Below are 18,646 nucleotides of genomic sequence, written 5' to 3'. Positions count from 1 at the left end.
TGGAACCCGCCGTCATGGGAGCGCCACGAGGTCAAGATGGGTCCAAACTGGTGCCATCAATTCGCTAAGCCCTGGAATTTGGCTGGCTTCAAACGACCCTCTGCAAATCACCTTTGAAACAAATCCTTGCGCAACGTCGTAAGGGCTTTGGCGTCGATCTTGGCGTGAATAACAGTTGTTGCCCCGCTGGAAAATGCGCTGGTCAGGGCTGGCCTCAGATCCTCCGGCGACTCTATCCAGATTCCTTTGCCGCTACACAACTCAGCGAACCGGTCGAACCGGGGCGAGGCGATTTCGGCACCAAGCAGACGGCCTTCGAAAAACTCCTGTTGATACGCTTTTTCCGCTCCCCAGGCCTCGTTATCCAGGACCACGACCACGATCGGCAATCCATATGAGATTGCTGTCTGAATTTCGATCATCGTGTATCCGATCGCGCCGTCGCCCATGATTGCCACGACCGGTCGATCCGGGGCGGCGGCCTTGGCGCCAATAGCCGCCGGAAGACCAAAACCGACCAATCCGAAGTCCAGCGGTGTAATCAGTGACTTGGGTGCATAGTGGACCAGGCGGTCTGCTGCCTGAAGACACGTGTTGCCGGTATCCAGCGTTACAATTGCAGTCTCGGGAAGGACATTCCGAATTTCCGCCAAGGCGCGTCTGGGGTGCATTGGCCGCGTGGCGATTCTGGCCTCCTCATCGCGTTCAGCACGCAAGGTTTTCATGTCGTCCTGAAAAGAAATACGCCATGGATCAGCGGCGGGCTTTGAACATTTTTCGGTCAATGCGACGGCCGTTTGGCAGGCGTCTGCCTGAACTGCGATCTCAGCCGGAAAATAGCGACCGACGGCGGACCCTTTGATATCGACATGGGCAATTCGGGTATCGGCCCCGACATAGTCATTGCTGTGAAAGGTCGAGTTGAACCCCAACCGCGCGCCCAGAACGATCATAACGTCTGCCTCTTTGGTCAGGCGCGAGGCGACGCGATTGCCACGTGGCCCCGCCTGTCCGGCGAACCAGGGATGACCATGCCGCATGACATCCGCATGACCCGTCGACGCGACCACCGGAATCTCGAGCGTTTCGGCAAGCCTTGTCAGCGTGTCACACCCGGCACTCCACTTAAAACCGGCACCTGCGAAAATCACCGGGCGCTTTGCGCCGGACAGCAGTCTGGCTATCGCGGTCACATCCTCGGGTGCAGGCGGGCCGGGGCGGGCTATTTTGACGGGCTCCGGCGCAATGGACAGAACCTGGGCCGCGAAAAGATCGCGTGGGACATGCAATACCACCGGCCCGCGTCTACCCGAACTTGCTAGTCGGATTGCATCTTCGAGCATTGGCGCCAGTCGGCTGGGATCGGTCACCATCACCGAACGCTTGCAGATCGGAGCAAACAACGCGACCTGGTCGACTTCCTGAAACGTATCCTTGGCCTGATCGGACCGGCTGATCGCCCCCGCTATGACGACAAGCGGTGAATAGGCCAGATGAGCTTCGGCCACCGCCGTTACAATATTGACCACGCCGGGGCCGGCCTGCGCGCCAAGGACAACCCCGGGTTTGCCCGTCATGCGCGCCCAGGCATCCGCCATGTGCCCGGCCGCGCGTTCATCGCGGGCGCCGATATAGGCGATATCGCCGCCGCGATACATTGCGTCGTAAAGTTCCAGCATCGAGCCGCCGAGTAATCCGAATACCGTGTCGATACGGTTGGCCTTCAAAACGCGATAGACGGCCTCACCGCCATTGATCGTGGTCATCATTTACTCCTCGGATCGGGGGCGCAGGTTCTTTGGGTCGAAAAGCGCTTCGTCATGGACTGTAACGGGTATGTCCTGATTCAGAATCTGCACCGAAAGCCCACTTCGCGCCGTACCCCTGCGCACGAACAGCCAGCCCAGAGATTTTCCGATCGTGTAACCATATCCACCCGACGTTGTCAGGCCGACAACAACGCTGTTATGCAGGACGGGTTCTCCGCCATGAATGTCGATACGATCTGAGTGCAGTTCGCAATAAAGCAGTTCCCATTCCGGCACGTGGGCCAACAAGGCATTCCGCCCAATGAAATCGCGTCTCTCTGCACGCACGAAACGGTCCAAACCGACATCCAGCGGACCGACATCGGTGGTCAGTTCGCCCGACGCGCGGTAAGCCTTCTCCATTCGCATGCCGTTGAAGGCGTAACTGCCAAAATCAATCAGGCCGTGCCCGGCACCTGCCGCGTGGAGCGCATCATAGATCTCCGCGGTCCGGTGGAGTGGCGCGTGAGTCTCCCAACCCAACTCTCCAACAAAAGATACTCGCAAGGCATAGACTGGCACATCCGCCACGGTGATTTCCTGCCCCGACAACCAGGGGAAGGCGGCAGTCGACAGATCCACGTCGGTAAGTTCACGCAGGATTTTGCGCGAGTTCGGACCGGACAGGGCCAGCATCCCCCAGTTCGAAGTTCGGTTGATCATCCGCACGTCCTCGCCTGGCCGAATGTGCGATCGGATCCAATCAAAGTCCGGTTTGGCGCGGGCTATTGCGGAGCCTGTGAAATACCGATCCCGGGCAATGCGCCAGATCGTCATCTCGGTTTCGAACCGTCCATTGGGCGTTAACAGGTGGTTCAGGCTTATGCCTCCGTCGCGGGAGGGGATTGTGTTTGCAGACAACCTGCCCAGCAGATTGCAGGCATCCGGGCCGGTAATTTCGAACTGAGCAAATGCGCATAGATCAATTACGCCAGCAGACGCACGGGTTGCTTGCGCCTCGGCCATCGCGTTGGTGTGCCATGGCTGGTGCCCCCAGCCTATCTGCTCGACTTCACCCGGCATGCCAAAATACCGTGGGCGTTCCCACCCTGCGATCTCGCCGAAAACCGCGCCTTTGGCGGCCAACCGATCATACAGCGGATGTCGCTTGATCGGGCGAAGGGACGTGAACTGCTTGCCAGGGCAGGGCGTGTCATGGCGGCGCATGAATTCATCTTTGGTGCGTTCGAGGATAAAGGTGTCACTGGCAAAATCGCCGTAACGGCGCGGGTCCATCGACCTTGTGTTGATCTGCGTTTCGCCGTGAACCATCCAGTCGGCCAGCACCTTGCCCGCACCGCCGCCCCACGCGAGGCCGATAGACGACCCACAGGACAGCCAGACATTCGGCGCACCCGAGGGCCCAACCAGCATCCCCCCGTCGGGTGTGTGTGTGATTGCACCCCGAACAACTCGCTTGATGCCCAGATCAGCAAGGACAGGCATTCTTTCAAAGGCGATCATCAGGAAGTCGCCAATCGAGTCGAAATCGGCCTCGAACAGTTCATTTTCGGCCTTCCAGGGCGCACCCTGCGGCATTGTCCAGACGGTTGGGCAAACATGGCCTTCGTATATTCCGATCAGGCCGGACTTCTGTTCCTGTCTGATATACCCGCCAAAGGCGTTGTCGCGCATAACCGGCAGTTCCGGGCGGTTTTCGAATTCAGGCACGGCATCAGTGACCAGATAGTGATGCAGGCACGAGACCGAGGGGATTTTCAAACCAAACCACTCTCCAACCTGATTGGCATAGCTGCCTGCGGCGATCACCACGTGTTCGGCCAGTACTTCACCATTTTCCGTGCGCAGCAGCCAAATGTCCCCTCGTCGGCTTGCGCCCAGAACCTGATTGCGGCGGTCAATTTTGGCCCCACGCGTGCGGGATGCCGCTGCCAGCGCCTGGGTCACGCCGGACGGGTCGATATGTCCGTCTTCGAACGTCCGGACTGCCGCCTTGACGTTGTCGACCTTGTAAAACGGATTGCCTTTTGCAACCTCATCCGGCCCGACCAGTTCCATCGGCAGATCGAGCATCTTGCCCACACCCATGATGGATTTCATCCAGTCAACCTCATCATCGGTGGTGGCAATGCGAAAACCGCCGACTTCATGCCAGCCGATGCTTTGGCCCGTTTCTTTTTCAACCTGCTTGTAGGTTGCGATCGAGGTCTTGTTGGTCCATCCCGCGATACGGCTGCTCACGGCGTGAGCGATCTGCCCCGCGGCGTGCCAGGTCGAGCCACTTGTCAATTCCGCTTTCTCGAACAGAATCGTATCTGTCCAGCCGTTTTCGGCCAGCTGAAACTGCGCAGCGACCCCCATGATACCGCCGCCAATGATGGCGACACGGGTGGTGCGCGTCACGTCCGTCACGAAAATGCTTCCTTCGCGGGTTTCAAAGTGGCCTGCGCCGAAAGCCGCACACAGGCGATTTCAACTTCAACAGGCAGCGTGCCGTCCGCAGTCCAGGATTTTTCTTCGAAAGACCGCTGGATATCGTGCACAACTGCCAAGGCCACAGATCGGTTGAACCGATAACTCCAGGCCGAAGACGTTATCTGCCCGATGACGTGGCCGTTCAGATAGATCGGCTCATCGTGGATCGGTATCGCGGCCGGATCATCAAACAGCAGCGAAACGATCCGTTTTTTCGTTTCCAGCTCGAGCAGCGCATCTTCACCCACAAAACCAGAGCCAAATGCGCAAAAGGCCGCAAGCCCGGCTTCGACGGGTGTGGTGCCGGGGGTCAGTTCGTGGCCAAAGGCCCGAAAGCCGCTTTCAATCCGCAAAGAACCACTAGCAAAGAGACCAGCATGGGTCGCCCCGGCCCTCACCAGCGCCTCATGCGCGGCCATCGCCATTTCGGCAGGGATATAGAGTTCGAACCCTTCTTCGCCGGTAAAGCTCAGGCGCCCGACCCAGCCACGCGCGAGGCTGATTTCAGCGGGCCTGAATTGAAATCTCTTGAGATCGGGCAGGGGAGTGTTTGTGGTCGTTTGAAGAACATCGCAGGCCCTTTGCCCGGCGAGACCCAGGATGGTATATCCGCTGGTTACATCAGTAAACTCAACGCGATACATGCCCCGTGTTTCACGCATCCTTTTCAGGTTACGCACAACTTCACTTGCACCCGTGATCATCAGGAAGGTTTTCGGGCCGTGCCGCTGAACCGTCACGTCGCTCTCGATCCCGCCACGTTTGTTCAGGATTTGCGAGTACACAATCCGACCCTCGGCAACATCCATCTGCGCCGCACACAGCCGGTTCAGAAAGGCGCAGGCATCGGGGCCTTGGATCATGATCTTGCCGAACGCACTCTGGTCCAGAATGGCGGCACCCTCGCGGCAGGCGGCCACTTCGCGGCCGACCTGCTCGCGCCATGTGGGCACACTGAAGGTCAGCGGCAAGTGGGTGGCTTCACCGCCGAAATGCACTGCACGTTCCCATCCGCCGCGGGATTCAAAACGTGCCCCTGCGGCCACCAGCCCCTCGTGAACAGGCGAGCGACGCTGCCCCCGCACAGTCTCCATCGAGCGCCCGGGGTAGGGATTGTCGTAGTGGCGTCCCAGAACTTCGGGAATTCGCGCCTCCAGCGCGCCCAGTACGTTCATCTCTGGGCTGAACCGCCGGATATCGGCTTCGGCCAGTTCCATCGTTGGCTCGCCGGCAATGATCCACTCGGCCATTGCCTTGCCCGCGCCCCCGGCCAGCGCGATGCCTGTGGAGTTCATCCCGCCGATGAGAAACAGGCCAGGAACATCCGGGCTTTCGCCCAACATGAATTGGCCGTCGAGGGTGAAACTCTCAGGACCGTTCAGCAGCATCCGCACTTCGGCACGCTCCAGCGCGGGAATGCGTCGCAGCGCGTTTTCCATCATTGGCGTGAAATGATCCCAGTCTTCGTCCAGCAGGTCGAAGCTGAAATCAGCAGGCAGGCGATCCAGCGGCAGGCCTTTGGCATGGGTTTCGAATGAACCCACCAGAAGCCCTTCGACATCGTCGCGGGCGTACAGGAACGCATCCTGATCGTTGAGTGTCGGCAGATGTGCGCCCGGCCCAAGCGCCTGCACTTCGGGCAGCGGCTTGGTCAGCATGTAGAAGTGCTCGCAGGCGTAAAGGGGCATGTGCGCGCCGGCCATGGCCGCCACTTCGCGGGACCACAGTCCACATGCGACCACCACCTCTTCAGCTTCGATCAGGTGGTCACCGACTTCGACGGCTGCAATCTGACCGCCTTTTTTTTGCAGGCCCGTTACCTTGGTGTCCTCGAATATTTGCACACCGCGCGCCCGGGCCCCTTTCGACAACGCCAGAGCAACATCGGATGGGTTGACCCTGCCGTCGGCGGGTGACCAGACTGCCCCCAGGACGTCGTCTACTTTGATCAGAGGCCATAGGTCCTGCGCGCGGGCCGCATCGACCACTTCGGCCTCAAGCCCGAACGCACGGCCCAGTGAAACCTGACGTTTGATGTTGATCAGGCGATCATCATTTGTGGCCAGCGTCAGCGACCCGGTTTGAACCCAGCCCGTCGCTTGCCCGGTTTCACGTTCGAGCGCCCCATATAGGTCAATCGAATAGTTGATCAGCTTTGTCAGAGTGGCCGACGGGCGCAAGCGACGCACCAGACCCGCCGCATGCCATGTGGTGCCCGAGGTCAGTTTGGACCGTTCGAGCACGATGATGTCTTTGCGACCCTCACGGGCCAGATGGTAGGCGACCGAGCACCCGATGACGCCTCCGCCTATCACGATGGTGCGCGCATGGTGGGGCAGAGTCATGCAGCATCCCCATGGAATGTTCTTGTTTCGAACGCGCTGAAAGCGCCGGCGGTACGACCGGTCATGGCTCTCTCCCGATCCGGCGGCGGCTCAGTCGAATGTCGAATTGCTGTCGCACATCGCGATCGACCGCATCCGGAATGTGTGAGGGGAAATGATTTGCAAGCAACTCACGCGCCTTGGCTTTCGCAACTTCACCGACTGGACGCGCGCCATCTTCCTGCCAGTCAACCGGTGTGCGCCTGTCGCCAACATGAGGATAGAAATAGTCCGATTTCATTCGGTCGTAGGTATGAACCTCACCCAGGTAGTGACCCGGACCCCGACACACATCGGCGATCACCTGCGCTGCAATGTTGTCGGTCGTAACTTCGATCCCACGGATTGTTCGAAGCACATTGCCCAAAAGGTCGTTGTCGCTGACATAGCCTTCCAATGAAACGCCCAGAAGACTGGCATGACTGCCAGCGGCCTGCGTGACAATGTTCGATCCCGCATGCGCCGCCATGGCGACTGCCAGGCATTTCTCGGCCCCGTATTGGGAATCCAGTGTCTTGGCGTCGGTAATCCCGGCTATGGACGAAGTGGGCAGGTTGAAATGCCGCCCCATCTGCGCGGCACCCGCCATCAGGATCGCCTGTTCCCCTCCGCCACCAGACATCGACCCGGTGCGCAGGTCGGCGACCAAAGGTTTGGGTGCAAAAATCGCGCGAACCTGCGGATCGACCAGGCGGGCAAAAACCAATCCGGCGAGCGTTTCCGCTACGGCCTGTACAAGTGACCCGGCCAATGTGGCCGGGCTTGTGGCCCCGGCCTGTCCGGCGCTGATCAATTGCACCGGAAAACCCGCAAGAATAGCGGCCTCGAGCACTTCACAAGCCTCGTCCGCGAACCGCATGGGTGGCACAACATGGCAGACCATGACAGTCAGGAACGGTCGCGCGCGAAAGGCGGCCTCGTTACCTGCGATCCTGTAACAAAGGCGGGCAATGGCCGGGACGTTTTCGGGTTCGGTAATCGAGACGGAAACATGCTTGGACGTGCCCATCAGGCAGGCATAAGCAGTGTTGAGGTCCATTGCCGCAGCAGGGTCAACGTCACGCGCAACGACCGGACGGCTGAAGTGATGGATGTTCTCCATCCTGTCGACCAGTCGGGCGGCATCATACAGGTCGGCCAGGGTTGAAGGGCGGTAGTGGCCCGTATCGATGTCGAAGACACCCGGCGCGGCGCCGCCGGTGGACATATGGACCCGCGTGCCTTCTATCCGCAGATCGTTTTCAGGAACCTGCCCGCAAAGGACAAAGTTCCGCCTTGCCTGCTTGATCGACTTGCGCACAAGGGCGCGCGGGAACAACAATCGTCCGTCATCGCCCAGCGTCCCGCCCGCTGCCGTCACCTTGTCGACCATGGATGGGGTCGGTTGACTTAGTCCGAGGGTCTCAAGCAGCAGTAATGCGGCTTCTTCGGTCTGAGCGACTTCATTCGGGGACAGCGGTTCCAGGCACCCGCCAACCACACCCGGCCATACCGCAGGGCTGGCCTCGTCGCTGTTATCTTGTGTCAGACGGTCCTTGCGACCGCGCCGGCGCGTAGACATGGGCCTATTATCATGAGCTCAGCTTCATTCAAAGTCAGCCTACACAGCCATAGGGCTTGTTTACAAAAGCCATTTTCTCAGCAATTGATGAGTAAAACTTACATTAGGGAAATTCGTGACCGCCTCTCTTCCCGCCCTTCGCGCCTTCGATGCAGCCGCCCGCCAGGGCAGTTTTCGAATTGCGGCTGAGAAACTGTCAGTCACACCCACGGCGATCAGCCATCATAATCGAGGGCTGGAAGAGCAGCTGGGCGTCAAGCTGTTTGAACGGGCCGGGCGCGAGGTCGCGTTGACCGAAGATGGCAGGCGTCTGGCGGCAGCAACGGCTCAGGCATTTGAAATTCTGGATGACGCGGTGCGTTCGGTTCGCCGCGGCTCCCGCAAGGTGGTCCGACTTGCTGCGGGGCCGATTTTCACTGCCCGCTGGCTGATGCCCCGGATCGGTGATTTTTGGGACGACCACCCCGAGATCGAGCTGGAGGTGGTTCCTTCTTATCAACCCGGCACGCTGAACCGGGCAAACATCGACATCGTGATCCGCTGGGAACGAATGGCCGAGATGCCCGAAACCGCGATCAAGCTGATCGAGCTCGCCCCCGTTGCCATAGCGTCGGAGGCATTTGTCCTGAAGCACGGCCCGGTGAATGAGCCCCAAGACCTGTTGCAGCTTCCCCTGTTACATCAAAGGAACCACTGGGGTTGGCTCGATTGGTTCCGGGCGATGAATGTCACGGTCGATGGCCCTTTGCGTGGTCCGATCTTTGAAGATGCCAATGTTCTGCTGCGGGGTGCCGCAGAAGGGCAGGGCGCGATTGTCGGCTGGCTGCCCTTGATCGATCAGGATCTGGCCGAAGGTCGCGTCGTGCGTCTGTTTGATGAAAGCATCACACCCACTCATGGTTACTTCGTCGAGAGCACGGGACCTGGCCGATCGCGACGCGAGCCGCGAGCCGCGATTGAATGGCTGCAGGTTCAAAGCCTGGGCTCGCAGGCTGATCTGCCCTGATCCCGCCAGTTGATAGGCATCCTTCATGCCAGTGAAGCGTGAAGGGCGAATTTGGTTGAAATTGTTTCGACATCACCCTAATCACGGCCTCACCTCGGGGTGCGCGGAATGCCGCGCTGAGACGCCCATAGCGAACCCGTTGAACCTGAACCGGCTAGAACCGGCGGAGGGAAAGGTGACGGTTTCATCCATCCTTGCCCTCTCGCCGCAATGGAGGATGACATGAAACATCTGCTGATTGCTGCGGGAATTCTGAGCGCGACTTCGGCTATCGCCGCCGACAAACCTCAGTTGACCGTTTATACTTATGACAGCTTCGTCTCGGATTGGGGTCCGGGTCCACAGGTCAAGGAAGCATTCGAAGCGGTCTGCGACTGCGAACTGAACCTTGTTGGTGTGGAAGACGGTGCCGCCCTGCTGTCGCGCATCCGTCTGGAAGGTGAAAACTCGGATGCAGACGTCGTCTTGGGTCTGGACACCAACCTGATTGCGGCAGCAAAGGAAACCGGCCTGTTTGCGCCCAGTTCGGTCAGCGCCGAATACACTTTGCCCGTAGAATGGAACGATGACGTATTCGCGCCTTACGACTGGGGGTATTTCGCGTTTGTCCATAATGCCGACGCACCAGCACCGGCCAGTTTCCGTGAGCTGGCCGACGGTGATACCAAAATCATCATTCAGGATCCGCGTTCATCCACGCCAGGGCTAGGCCTGTTGCTGTGGGTCAAAGCCGCCTATGGCGACGAAGCCCCCGAAATCTGGGCAGGACTGGCCGACAATATCGTGACCGTCACCAAGGGCTGGTCCGAGGCGTATGGACTGTTTCTTGAGGGTGAGGCTGACATGGTTCTCAGTTACACCACATCACCTGCCTATCACCTGATCGCTGAAGAAGATGCAAGCAAGGCGGCGGCCGCATTTGACGAAGGTCACTATATGCAGGTCGAAGTAGCCGGAAAACTGGCCGGAACCGATCAGCCTGAACTGGCGGACCAGTTTTTGCAGTTCATGGTTTCGGATGCCTTCCAGCAGATCATCCCGACAACAAACTGGATGTATCCGGCGGTAACGCCTGCGGCGGGCCTGCCCGAAGGGTTTGATACACTGACCGTACCGGAAAAATCTTTGCTGCTGGATTCTGATCAGGCGGCAGCTGTGCGGGACGAGGCGTTGGCGGAATGGCTGGGCGCGCTCAGCCAGTAAATCCGACGCCGGGTATTGGCGCGGCGACACTGGTTGCCGTGCTTATTCTTGGTACGCTCGCCGCAGTTGCCCTGCGCGCCGATTCCGCAAGTGGGTTCGGACCGGCCGATTGGTCAGCCCTTCGGTTCACGCTGGTTCAGGCGGTGTTGTCCGCCATTTTCAGTGCAGGGCTTGCCGTTCCTGTCGCCCGCGCGCTGGCCCGGCGGCGTTTTCGCGGGCGGGCGGTTCTGATCGCGCTGCTGGGGGCGCCGTTCATTCTGCCGGTCATCGTCGCCATCATCGGCTTGCTGCAGGTTTTCGGCCGAGCGGGCTGGATTTCAGACGTTCTAGCGGTTTTTGGGCTACCGCCGATCCGCATCTACGGGCTGCATGGCGTGGTTCTGGCGCATGTCTTTTTCAATCTCCCCTTGGCCACGCGCCTGATCTTGCAGGGGTGGCAGGAGGTCCCGTCCGAAAGGTTTCGATTGGCCGCCCAGTTGGGTTGCAACGGATGGGCCATGTTCCGGCTGATCGAAATGCCTATGCTGGCGCGTATCCTGCCCGGTGTTCTGGCCGTTGTTTTTGCCATTTGCCTGACCAGTTTTGCCGTTGCCCTGACTTTGGGTGGTGGACCACGCGCGACCACGATAGAACTCGCTATTTACCAGGCCTTTACCTATGATTTCAATTTGGGTCGCGCCGCGCTTCTGTCCGGGGTGCAACTGGTTCTGACCGCGGTGGCGGCCCTGGCAGCGCTCAGGTTTTCCAGGGGTGACGGGTTTGGCGCCGGGCTGGATCGTTCGATCCGACGCTGGGATGAAGGGACGCGGGTGTCTGATGCCTTCTGGATCAGCGCAGCGGCGGCCTTTCTCCTGCTGCCGTTGACCTCGGTCGTGATCTCCGGACTTTCGGGAATGTTCGAGATACCGGTGCTGGTGTACCGGGCGGCCTTGATATCCGTTTTGGTCGCGGCAGCCAGCACCGTCGTTCTGCTGCTTCTGGCCCTGCCGATGGCGATGACGGTTGCAACCGGGCGATACGGGATCGTTGAACTCTGCGGTATTCTTGGATTGGCGGCGTCACCTCTGGTCATCGGCACCGGGCTGTTCATCCTGATTCGCCCACTTGCCAACCCTACTGTTCTGGCCCTGCCTGTAACGGCTCTGGTGAATGCCGTCATGGCGTTGCCCTTTGCCCTGAGGATACTTGTTCCATCGACGCGCGAGATTATTGCGCAATACGGTCGTCTGGCACTGTCACTGAATATGAGCAGATGGAGTTTTGTGACACGCATTCTGCTGCCCCGCCTGCGACCGCAAATCGGATTTGCCGCGGGTCTGGCGGCGGCACTCTCCATGGGGGATCTGGGGGTCATCGCACTATTTGCCGATGCACAAATTGCCACGCTTCCGCTTCAGATTTACCGCCTGATGGGTGCCTATCAGATGGAGGCAGCGGCCGGTGGCGCCCTGTTGCTGCTGGCGTTTTCGATGGGGGCATTCTGGCTTTTGGATCGAGGAGGGCGCTGGCATGCTGAAGCTTGATGGCTGTGCGATTTCAAATGGCGATTTCGTATTACGCGCGAACCTGCAAATCGAAACCGGATCACGGGTTGCGATCATTGGTCCTTCCGGTGCGGGAAAGTCGACCCTTTTAGAAGCGATTGCTGGGTTTCGCGATCTGGCCGCGGGGCAAATTTACTGGCGCGGCAGCGATATTACCGGATTACCGCCGAGGCAGCGCCCGCTGGCGATGCTGTTTCAGGATGGGAACCTGTTTCCTCATCTGACCGCTGGCCAGAACATCGCCCTGGGTTTGCATCCGAACGGCCGGTTGTCAGCCGATGAGCGGGCACAGGTGCATTCCGCGCTGGATCGTGTTGGTTTGCCCGATATGGCGGACCGGCGACCGGCACAATTGTCGGGCGGTCAACAAAGCCGTGTTGCCCTTGCCCGCGTGCTGGTACAACAGCGGCCTTTGCTGTTGCTGGACGAGCCGTTTGCCGCTCTGGGACCGGCGCTCAAGGCGGAAATGCTGGATCTTGTCTCTGCCCTGACGACCGAGGCCGGAACGACAATGATGATGGTCAGCCATGATCCACAGGATGCAAGACGGATCGCAAGTCATTCGGTTCTGGTGGCGGATGGGCTGGCGCACCCGGTCACCGAGACATCCACACTTTTTGATAACCCGCCGCCTGCGCTGCGAGACTATCTTGGGTGACACGTCCGCCGTCAGTTGGCCCCGGCGACCAGATTCCACAGGAACAGATCCAAGGAGCGTGAAATCTTGTTGCGGTCAAAATTATCCGAAAAACTTCGCACAAGGATTGAATCGTGACCCTTGTGGATCTCGATCGTGAGCTGCTGCAGAAACGCCAAGGCGAGTTGGTCCGAACTGTTCATCTGATCTGACAAGTGGACGAAAATGCCATAGCGCTCTTCGGAATAGACCTGAGCGTCCGCGCGGGCCTGACAGTCCGGGTTTCTTTCAATGTAGGACTTCAATGCCAGCGTCACGATCTCAAGATCGCCAACCGAGTAATAGATTTGCCCGTCGCACAGCGCTTGCGCCAGTTTTTCATGGTTTGGGTAACTGCGGACAACATAGGCAGCGTCAGGATCTGTATCGGCCGCATCGGCGCTGACATATTTAGCAAGCGAACCCACATCCCACGTCAACCCAGCCATGGCATCCGGGCAATCGGTCAGGCGTTTTTTCTCATCGTCGCTGAGAACAACCTTGTCTACATCCGGATGCATTCTGACGATTTCCGAGAATGTCTCGCCGAAACCGTATTTTTCTGCAATCAGCCTAATAGAACGCGGTGCCGTGGTGCCTTCCACGATCCCTGCGACCGGGCCGATACAGGGCCAGTGACCAGCCCACTGGTCACGCGTCGTCTCCGCCCTTCCGACACCAGACAGATAGACCGGCGGGGAAACAAGCACGCCGGGATAGGACAAACGCTCTTGGGTAATGGTGGCCGGATCGCAGAGAATGTTGATTTTGCCGCTTTGCAGGTCGGTGAACCGGTCCCGCGCCTCGATAGCCTTCCATTCGACGGTGAAATCGCGGGACTTCTGCAGTTCTTCAAGGACCGTGGCGCAGATATTGACCATGTAGCCAGTGAACACCTCACCCGACGCAAGAGGCGGCGTATCGCTGGTCAAACGTCCTTCGCGATCACGCACCGCGAGATACGAAAAAGGCGGGGCGTCCGTTCGCACCCCAACGATCAGATCCGCTTCGGCCGTGACAGAAGAGGCAGTGCCTTGCCAGGTCAAAGCCGCCAAGGCGAACGCCAAAACAGCAGGGCGTGTCATGAGCGACCATCCGATCTCTGGGGCTCGCGGATGCGGGTGCCGACAACTGACAGGATTTTCTTCATCGACCCGGTTTCAGCCAGTTCGGCGGCGATTGCGTAAAAGACCAGGAAAATGGAATAGGGAAGCGTTACCATGATTGCGATGTCCAGCAGGCCAAGACCCGTCGCCGGGGGGACTATATTGAACAGGCTTGCGGCCAGATTTGCCACCATCAGAAGGAATGCCGATACCACCAGGGCGATACCGACCGTCACGAACCAGCGCATCCGGTCATGCTGATCCGCAAGGAACAACAGGGCGCAGGCCGTCACGTAAGACAGCAAAAAGATACGCGGCAACTGTTCGATTTCATCCTTCAGGAAATTCAGGCCTGTTGTGATCATAGCGCTGCCGTCACCGTCCAGCGCGTGTCGAACGACACCATCCGCGCCGATGCAGGTTATCGCACCATAGAGAACCGTGGCCAGGAAGGCGGGCCAGAAAGCAAGCTTGGCATAGTCCCAGAACGGAATCTGTATATCGTCACTGCGGGGCCAGCTGCCCTGATCCATCCTGAGATGCCGCAGCAGTATGGTAAGAAACGCCAGCAGGATAAGTGACGGGATCAGGGGGATCAGCATGGCGGCGCAGATTTCGCGCAATTCGGTCGCATCGCTTACGTTGCTGCTGAACATGGCCACCTGTTCAACCAGGACATAGCTGAAAACCGCCCCGAAAATACTTGCAAGCGTGATGTCGTGCAGGGATTGCGCGGTGTCTTCACCAGTCACTTTTTCGATGATCTGTGCCGTTGGCGTGTTCATCAGCGCTTCGGGCACTTTGCGCGACCTGATCGAATAAAGCGCAAACAGACACTGCATCGAGTCCGCCAGCTTTGCGGTTTCATCCTGCAGGCTCTGCAAGGTGTCTTTTTCCAGCTTGAAGTTGGCAATGCGGCCAAGAATGCTGGCGTACCGTGATCGCAGGTCGTCGATCCGCGCCAGAGGGGTTTCTTCGTTGAACAATTGCCGGAAGGCCGAGCTTTGCGGCCCGATGATTGGCGGTTGCAGCAAATCGATACAGCGCAACGAGCTTTCGATGCTTTGCACCATTCCATCCATGATCGGGTCAACCTTGCTTGCCGCGATCTTCTCGCGAAAAGCTTTCCACAGCGGCAGGGTCTCGCCATCCCCATAGCTGCCGTAATTCAGATCTTCGAGAGATTGCAGCACCCGAAAAATGTTTCTGGGCACACCGGCAAAGAAATAGGCGATGGCGCGGATTTTGCGCTCGATGACCTGAAAGGTGGGCGAAGCGGCCCCAAAGGTGATGGCGATGGCCAGCCAGAACGGCAGAGTACGCGGATCAACGGCAGGCCCCGTACCAGCCTCGGGGTTAACGATGGATCGGGCCACAACGTTGGACCCGCCTGTCGCAGCCGTCGCTTCCTTGCTGCCCATCACAAAGGTCGCGATCAGTTCCGGCGACATCAGCATCACGAAGTAGATGCCGACAAAAAACACCATATATATCGCCAGACCACGCCGGTTTTCGGCCTTGGTGGTCAGTGCCGACATTCGGACGTTTTCAAGCTCTTTACGAGATGCCTGGTTGTTGGATTTCAGATTGTCCACGGCGTCAGAGGTTGTGTATTCCTTGTACGCCTCGAACAGCAGTATCAGCCCACCCAGACCGATGGCCCAAACAGCATAGTTGCCCATGTTTTCGGTTCCCCGACTCTGTTGCGTCAATCAAAGAGTTTCGCGTAACCGCACTACCAGCCGCATTTTTCATATTTGGGATTGCAGGAAGTATTGGCGTAGGCCGCAGACTCTTTGATCACCGCGTTCGCGGCAACCAATATCAAAATGATAACAACAAGATACCGCATCAGTCACTCCATAAAAAAACTAAAAAACGGCTGCGCCGATCAAATGTTCATACTAAATATCTAAAAACATAACATAAAACTTGCAATTACGCAACCTGAGGGGGAGCGTTCCGCCTGATTACACCGATGCCGTCTCAAGCCGCTATGGTTGTCCGCGTTCAATGGCACAGGTTGTGGAAGTGCCAAAAAAGCTATCCAGGTAGCCGGGTGGCGAATCCGGCGTGATCCCATATGGCCATAAAAATGGTCAGGAAGTACCCGGAAACCAAACAATATCAACTGCCTTGGCCGGGCGCAGGCTTCCACTGAAAACCCACGCGAATAATCCCATGATCCGTGGTTCCGCTTTCTTTATGATCGTCATGGTTCAGGTGATCATTCTGCACCAGCATCTCGTCAAAGGCCCAAAGGCGCTTCTTCGAATTGTCGTAGAATTCCTGACTGAACATGATGTGGTCCAAGCTTTCGCGCTGTCCTTTGAACACATGCGTGTAATATACGTCGCGCGTCGAACGGTATTCCTGCATGGTTTGCGCGGTATAAAGCGCGTTGTCGGCTCCTCCCGAAGACAGAGGCGACAGGTAGGTTGGCTGTTCTGACAGAATATTGAGCGTGTTGCTTTCCTTGCCGTCATTCATGTCGCCGATCAGAACCACAGGGGTATCCGTTTTCTTTGTCAGGTTGGTTATGATCACGCGCAAAGCGGCCGCTTCGGCGGTCCTGCGCACGGTCGAGATAGCATAGCCCAGTGACGTGATATGCGGGCCGTGAACCTCCCGGTCGTACCAACCCCGCTCGCGCCAGATCTGGGCCGGGCGGCGGGATTTGAAATGGCAGACGAACACATGAATAACCGGTGTCCGAGGATCGGGGCGGACCTGAAAATGCATGACAGGGCGGGAAAAGCCATCCAGCGCCACGGAAATATCAGGTTGCTGCGGATCATCTCCTGTCGACTGCAAAACGCATTCCTCGGGAAAATCTTCGATCCATTCTGGTTGATCCACCAGAATGTCCGAACGCACAGCGGCGGCGCATACGATCTTCTTGTCATTGTGATCCTCGGGTACCAACAGTGTATGGGTTCCCGTCAAGGACGAGTTGTCCAGCGCCGCTTGCAGCGCGTCCTCGGCCCAAAGCTCCTGCACGCCGACCACGTCCGCATCAATTCTGCTCAGCGCCTTCGCGGTGAACGCTATCTTCTTTTCATAGGTGGCCTGATCCCATCCATCTGAGTCGCCATAGATGGCCTGACCAGGCAGGTGAAGGTTCAACAAATTGAAACTGGCAAATGAAATATCTCGCGCGGTCATTATTCCCTCCAAGGTATTTAGATAGAAATTTCTTTGGAACAGATCCCTCTCGAATACTCTTATTCCCGGGCAGTCGGGTCCTGGTGTCAACTCTGCGGCCAGCTGTCCGAAATTCGCAGGCTTCGGGTCAGTTGCACGGTTACATAGTATCAGAAGTTCTCCAATATTTTGCCAGAAACGCTTTTCTGTGGCAGATTTTATGAATTGGTTAAAAGGAGTTCACAGGATGGCTTTGTTTTTCTCCCGGCGCACTTATAACGCTTCAAAAAAGAAGTTCACGATAAAACCTGCCGCGAAAACCCGGTACGTCTCGATCTCACATACAAGTTCCGACGGGCGTATCCGGAAAGGAGGCATCATCAAGCAAAAGAAGTGGCTTGAGATGGTGCAGAAGGCAGGAGGTGACAAAGACGTCCTGATTTACGTTCACGGTTTCAACACGTCGCAGAAGGAAATGCTGGACCGGCTGGCCAAGATCGAAAAGGGTGTGAGATCAAAAGGATATAAGGGCGCGGTCGTTGCGTTCGACTGGCCAAGCGACGGTTCTGTTCTCAGCTATGACAAGGATCGTTCCGACGCCAAGGCAGTGGCCCCTCATCTTGTGGGCGACGGAATATTGCCGTTGCTGGCCATGTCGCCGCGCCCAAAGGTTCATCTTATCGCGCATTCCATGGGGGCATTTGTTGTTTTGCGCGCCTTCTCCGATTTTGGTGACTCAGCGGGTTCTGGAAGCGGCAACTGGGGCGTCGATCAGGTCATGTTTGCATCGGCCGATGTGGATTCCGCCTGGCTCGAGAAAGGCGCGTGGGGGGGGCTGGTGCTTGGCAATCGCAGTAAACGCTTCACGAATTACTATAGCGGTCGGGACAAGGTGCTGGCGCTGGCCGGCGGGTTGGTCCACGGCGGACGCGACCGCGCAGGCCACGTCGGGATGCCAACGCTAACCACCAAAGGCCATTGGGATATCTACTGCAATGAACAATACAAGCGAGACGTTCCGAAGCCAAAACGAACCAAAGTCTATTCCCATCGCTGGTGGTTCGACAGTAAGGGGTTTTTCAAAGACCTCACCCTGACTATTGGTGGCAAGGACGCCAAGTCCATGGCCACGCGCAAAAAAACCACCGGCCATGACCTGGCGTTACTGGCTTGAGTAAGACCTAACCAGATCTATCGAAGAAAAATTCAAAAGGGGCTAAGGGTTTTATTGGTCGGAGTGAGAGGATTCGAACCTCCGACCCCTGCCTCCCGAAGACAGTGCACACCCATCCAGCGCATGCTTCTGTCATCCGGTGTCTGTCACTGAACGTCGACTGCACGACAGCGCGCGGCCCTTGTTGCACTGACAATTGCAGTGTCGCACGCCGCGTCCGTGTGTTCAACCGCGTGTGCCATTGATGCCTGACGAAGCGCACGCCAGCGCTGTCATGCGAGTGACCAGAGTGACGTGAGAGTGACAACACGACCGAGATTGGAGTCGGCAAACGCTCGACCGTTGCGTCGGTGACCTTGTCGGGAGTGCTATGTTGCGGCCTTCCGAAGCTCGTTGCAGCCCTACGTAGTCGCTTCAACACTCCCCCGCCCAAATCCAAACAGGGGGATATTGCAATGCACAGCTGCCGGGCAGATGTCGGTCATCCCCCTGTATATGCGTGACACGAGTGTGCACTACGAAGAACTATAAGTAGCTACGCGACTGGTCACACTACGCAACACTGTGTAATCTATGCACAACTCTGCGGTGTTCGCGCAGACGC

Annotated in this window: 12 protein-coding genes and 1 riboswitch; of the genes, 5 read left to right on the top strand and 7 right to left on the bottom strand. The window is 58.0% G+C overall.

Annotated elements, in window-relative coordinates:
- Positions 1–107: 107 nt before the first annotated feature.
- From ACR0CG_RS10585 to ACR0CG_RS10570, 4 genes are all read right to left on the bottom strand, one after another.
- Positions 108–1,766: a thiamine pyrophosphate-binding protein gene (locus ACR0CG_RS10585; protein WP_480524690.1), complete on the bottom strand. Its 1,659-nt coding sequence runs from the start codon at positions 1,764–1,766 to the stop codon at positions 108–110.
- A gap of 3 nt (positions 1,767–1,769) precedes the next feature.
- Complete coding sequence (locus ACR0CG_RS10580) at positions 1,770–4,181, bottom strand: FAD-dependent oxidoreductase (RefSeq protein ID WP_480524688.1); 2,412 nt, start codon at positions 4,179–4,181, stop codon at positions 1,770–1,772.
- Positions 4,178–6,589 (bottom strand): GcvT family protein, encoded by a 2,412-nt coding sequence (locus ACR0CG_RS10575; protein ID WP_480524686.1) that lies wholly within the window; start codon positions 6,587–6,589, stop codon positions 4,178–4,180. Before ACR0CG_RS10575 ends, ACR0CG_RS10580 begins: the two co-directional genes overlap by 4 nt.
- Positions 6,590–6,650: 61 nt before the next feature.
- A complete protein-coding gene (locus ACR0CG_RS10570; protein WP_480524684.1) occupies positions 6,651–8,189 on the bottom strand; it encodes a trimethylamine methyltransferase family protein in 1,539 nt (512 codons plus the stop codon).
- Positions 8,190–8,304: 115 nt separating this feature from the next.
- Between ACR0CG_RS10570 and ACR0CG_RS10565 the strand changes: the two genes are divergently transcribed.
- From ACR0CG_RS10565 to ACR0CG_RS10550, 4 genes are all read left to right on the top strand, one after another.
- Entirely contained in the window at positions 8,305–9,195 is an 891-nt protein-coding gene (locus ACR0CG_RS10565; protein ID WP_480524682.1) for a LysR substrate-binding domain-containing protein, read from the top strand.
- An 85-nt stretch (positions 9,196–9,280) separates the two neighbouring features.
- A riboswitch (TPP riboswitch) is annotated at positions 9,281–9,385 on the top strand.
- A 32-nt stretch (positions 9,386–9,417) separates the two neighbouring features.
- Entirely contained in the window at positions 9,418–10,398 is a 981-nt protein-coding gene (gene thiB / locus ACR0CG_RS10560; protein WP_480524681.1) for a thiamine ABC transporter substrate binding subunit, read from the top strand.
- A complete protein-coding gene (locus ACR0CG_RS10555) occupies positions 10,374–11,921 on the top strand; it encodes an ABC transporter permease family protein (protein WP_480524679.1) in 1,548 nt (515 codons plus the stop codon). Before thiB ends, ACR0CG_RS10555 begins: the two co-directional genes overlap by 25 nt.
- On the top strand, positions 11,908–12,600 hold the full coding sequence (locus ACR0CG_RS10550) for a thiamine ABC transporter ATP-binding protein (protein WP_480524678.1): 693 nt from the start codon (positions 11,908–11,910) through the stop codon (positions 12,598–12,600). Before ACR0CG_RS10555 ends, ACR0CG_RS10550 begins: the two co-directional genes overlap by 14 nt.
- 11 nt (positions 12,601–12,611) lie before the next feature.
- On the opposite strand, the gene ACR0CG_RS10545 is transcribed toward ACR0CG_RS10550, so the two are convergent.
- From ACR0CG_RS10545 to ACR0CG_RS10535, 3 genes are all read right to left on the bottom strand, one after another.
- Positions 12,612–13,703, bottom strand: a complete 1,092-nt coding sequence (locus ACR0CG_RS10545; protein WP_480524676.1) for a transporter substrate-binding domain-containing protein — start codon at positions 13,701–13,703, stop codon at positions 12,612–12,614.
- Positions 13,700–15,406 carry a hypothetical protein gene (locus ACR0CG_RS10540; protein WP_480524674.1) on the bottom strand — a complete coding sequence of 569 codons (1,707 nt, stop codon included), beginning with the start codon at positions 15,404–15,406 and terminating at the stop codon, positions 13,700–13,702. Before ACR0CG_RS10540 ends, ACR0CG_RS10545 begins: the two co-directional genes overlap by 4 nt.
- Positions 15,407–15,851: 445 nt before the next feature.
- The gene (locus tag ACR0CG_RS10535; protein ID WP_480524672.1) at positions 15,852–16,889 is read right to left on the bottom strand and encodes an endonuclease/exonuclease/phosphatase family protein; all 1,038 of its coding nucleotides are present in this window, start codon (positions 16,887–16,889) and stop codon (positions 15,852–15,854) included.
- A 226-nt stretch (positions 16,890–17,115) separates the two neighbouring features.
- Here ACR0CG_RS10535 and ACR0CG_RS10530 point away from each other — a divergent pair, with 226 nt between their 5' ends.
- Positions 17,116–18,042: an alpha/beta hydrolase gene (locus ACR0CG_RS10530; RefSeq protein ID WP_480524670.1), complete on the top strand. Its 927-nt coding sequence runs from the start codon at positions 17,116–17,118 to the stop codon at positions 18,040–18,042.
- Positions 18,043–18,646 lie beyond the last annotated feature (604 nt).

This window comes from Ruegeria sp. AB8 (assembly GCF_056542605.1).
The sequence above is the reverse complement of the archived record's forward strand: the minus strand, read 5'-3'. Positions and strand labels throughout refer to the sequence as shown.

Coding starts and splice junctions, on each gene's coding strand:
- ACR0CG_RS10575 (WP_480524686.1), bottom strand. CDS start 6,589: ATGACTCTGCCCCACCATGCGCGCACCATCGTGATAGGCGGAGGCGTC.
- ACR0CG_RS10570 (WP_480524684.1), bottom strand. CDS start 8,189: ATGTCTACGCGCCGGCGCGGTCGCAAGGACCGTCTGACACAAGATAAC.
- thiB (WP_480524681.1), top strand. CDS start 9,418: ATGAAACATCTGCTGATTGCTGCGGGAATTCTGAGCGCGACTTCGGCT.
- ACR0CG_RS10530 (WP_480524670.1), top strand. CDS start 17,116: ATGGCTTTGTTTTTCTCCCGGCGCACTTATAACGCTTCAAAAAAGAAG.
- ACR0CG_RS10585 (WP_480524690.1), bottom strand. CDS start 1,766: ATGACCACGATCAATGGCGGTGAGGCCGTCTATCGCGTTTTGAAGGCC.
- ACR0CG_RS10550 (WP_480524678.1), top strand. CDS start 11,908: ATGCTGAAGCTTGATGGCTGTGCGATTTCAAATGGCGATTTCGTATTA.
- ACR0CG_RS10545 (WP_480524676.1), bottom strand. CDS start 13,703: ATGACACGCCCTGCTGTTTTGGCGTTCGCCTTGGCGGCTTTGACCTGG.
- ACR0CG_RS10535 (WP_480524672.1), bottom strand. CDS start 16,889: ATGACCGCGCGAGATATTTCATTTGCCAGTTTCAATTTGTTGAACCTT.
- ACR0CG_RS10555 (WP_480524679.1), top strand. CDS start 10,374: ATGGCTGGGCGCGCTCAGCCAGTAAATCCGACGCCGGGTATTGGCGCG.
- ACR0CG_RS10540 (WP_480524674.1), bottom strand. CDS start 15,406: ATGGGCAACTATGCTGTTTGGGCCATCGGTCTGGGTGGGCTGATACTG.